2 protein-coding genes are annotated in these 2640 nt (G+C 74.0%); both read right to left on the bottom strand.

Annotated elements, in window-relative coordinates:
• On the bottom strand, nucleotides 1–883 hold an 883-nt coding region (locus tag QR77_RS41905; protein ID WP_040029738.1), incomplete at its 3' end, for a PfkB family carbohydrate kinase.
• A gap of 117 nt (nucleotides 884–1000) precedes the next feature.
• A complete protein-coding gene (locus tag QR77_RS41900; RefSeq protein WP_040029737.1) occupies nucleotides 1001–2086 on the bottom strand; it encodes an aminotransferase class V-fold PLP-dependent enzyme in 1086 nt (361 codons plus the stop codon).
• Nucleotides 2087–2640: the final 554 nt, after the last annotated feature.

The raw sequence follows: 2640 nt of genomic DNA, 5'->3' as shown, positions 1-2640 counted from the left end.
AGGCGAGCCGGTCGGCGAGCGGCCAGCCGGCCAGCGTGCCGGTCACGAAGCCGGCGACGAAGACATCGCCGGCGCCGGTCGGGTCGAGGGCCTCCACCGCGATCGCCGGCACCTCGGCGCTCTCGCCGCTCGCGCCGTCCACCGCGTACGCGCCCTCCGAGCCCAGCGTGACCACCGCCAGCGGCACCACCTCGGCGAGCTTGTGCGCCGCCGCCTTCGGGCATTCGGTACGGGTGTAGCGCATCGCCTCCTCTGCGTTGGGCAGGAACGCCTCGCAGTGCGCCAGGTCCACCAGCCCCGCCAGATCCCAGCGCCCGGTGTCGTCCCACCCGACGTCGGCGAAGATCCGCGCCCCGTGGTGCGCGGCGTGCGCGATCCACTCGTCGCTGCGCCCCGGCGTGAGCGCCGCGACGGCGGCGCGCGAGCGGGGCGGGCACTCGGGCAGCGCCCGCTCGGGCGGTGGCGCCTCGTGGCCGTGCGAGACCATCGTCCGCTCGCCCTCGTACGCCATCGAGACCGTCACCGGCGAGTGCCAGCCGGGGACCGTGCGCGAGCGGGACAGGTCGATGCCCTCTCCCTGCTCCAGCGCGTCCCAGCAGTACTCGCCGTAGTGGTCGTCGCCGAAGGCCGCGGCGAGCGACGTACGCAGCCCCAGGCGGGCCAGCGCCGACGCCATGTTGGCGATGCCGCCCGGACTGGAGCCCATCCCGCGCGCCCATGACTCGGTGCCCCGTACGGGTGCGCTGGCGAGGCCGGTGAAGATGATGTCGAGGAAGACCGTGCCGGTCAGGTAGACATCGCAATCGGGATCCTCCGGCGCGCGCAATGCGCCCAGCGGATCGACGTCTGCGGAGTGTTCCTGTGACTTTCCTTTGGATGACATCACGGCCGTGCTCCCCGTCTGCGGTGCGGATCGGCCCAGTCTGCCCGATCAGCACCGCCGGGGATGACCGCCGCGAAGGGAAACCGGGCAGCGCGTCATGCTCTTGTCATCTGCACGTCACACCCGCCGCAGCGCGTCCAGGGCCGCGTCGATGTCCGCCTCGTTGTTGAAGTAGTGCGTGCCGAAGCGCACCCGGTCCTCGGTGACGGTCGCCCGGATTCCCCCGGCGCGCAGCGCGCGGGCCGTCTCGTCCGGGTGATCGGTGCCGAGGACCACGACCGGTGCCGGCGGCCCCTGGGAGACCCTGCGCAGCCCCAGCTCCTCCGCGCCCTCGATGAGCCGGCCGGCCAGGCCCAGACAGTGTTCCTCGACGCGTACGGGGTCCAGGTCGAGGAAGAGCGGCAGCGCGGCGGCGGCCCCGATCCAGGAGAACCAGGCGGGCGAGCCGTCGCAGCGGGTGGCGTCCGGCGCCAACTGGACCGGGCCGCCGAAATAGCCGTACGGCTGAGGGGTCGAGTGCGAGTTCGGGGCGAGGGGCACCAGTTCCTCGCGCCGGTCGGCCCGGGTGACGAGCCAGGCGGCGCCGCGCGGGCAGAGCAGCCAGGCGTAGCCGTGCACCGCGAGGTAGTCCGGCCGTACGGCCGCCGGGTCGTAGCGCAGGGCCCCCAGCGACTGGGTGAGGTTGACGAAGAGCCTGGCCCCGACCCGGTCGGTGGCGGCGCGCAGGGCAGGCAGGTCCAGCCGGTTACCGGCCCGTGTGGCGACCTCGCTGACCGCGAGGAGCGCGGTGCGGTCGTCGAGCGCGTCGGCGAGGTCTTCCGTACGGACGGCGCCGCCCCGGACGGGCACGGTCACCACTTCGTGGCGCGCGAACCAGGGGAAGAGGATGCTGCGGAACTCGTCGGCCGCCACCACGACCCGCCCGCGCGGCAGCGAGCCCGCCACTGTCGCCGCCGCCTCCGCCAGGGACCCCAGGGCGGACACGGCCTCCGGCTCGGCGCCGACCAGCCGCGCGAACACGTCGCGGGCGCGGTCCACCGAGGCGTCCCAGTCCAGCCGGTCGAAGGTCCCGGCCGACCAGGCGTCCAGCGTCGCGCGCAGCGCTTCGGTCACCGGAAGCGCGCCGGGCGCCACCGCCGGGGTGTCCAGCCACACCGTGTCGCGCAGGGCGGGGATCAGCGCGCGGAACTCCTCGGGGGTCACGACGGGGGCACCGGCGCGGACGTCACGGCCGTACGCGCCGCGCCGGGGGGCCTGCGTCGACGGATCATCGGGGGCTCCCTTCCGGGGCGGACTCGCGCGATCCGCCGGACGCGTACGGCGGAGGGTCGGTCCTCATACTGGGCGTATTCGGGCGATCCGACAACGCGGCGCGGTGTGCCTCGCGCCTCGCGGCGGGCGGCCGTGGGTCTGGGCGGTGCGGTAGTTGTGGCCGGGTCTTGGTTGCGGCCGGTTGGTTCTGTGCCGGGCGCCGGGGCCTCCGGAGGCACATGTCCGGACGTGTGATTTACGGCGTCGTCACCGCGGCACGTGTTGCCTGAGGCGGTTATGCGCCACAAATCTCACGTTAGCGTCCGGACACGTACCTCCTGCGACCCCGTCACCCTCCGTCGGCCCGTGGCTGCCCGCAACGCCGCGCCCGAGGCGGTCAGTGCGGGGTTCCCGCAGGTGAAGGGGGGCGCGCAGGGGTGGTGTCCGGGATACTAAAGCGTGATTTGCGGCGGACGACCGCCTCAGGCAACACGTCCGCGGTGACG

This window comes from Streptomyces sp. 150FB (genome assembly GCF_000818195.1).
Lineage (GTDB): Bacteria > Actinomycetota > Actinomycetes > Streptomycetales > Streptomycetaceae > Streptomyces.
The sequence above is the reverse complement of the archived record's forward strand: the minus strand, read 5'-3'. Positions and strand labels throughout refer to the sequence as shown.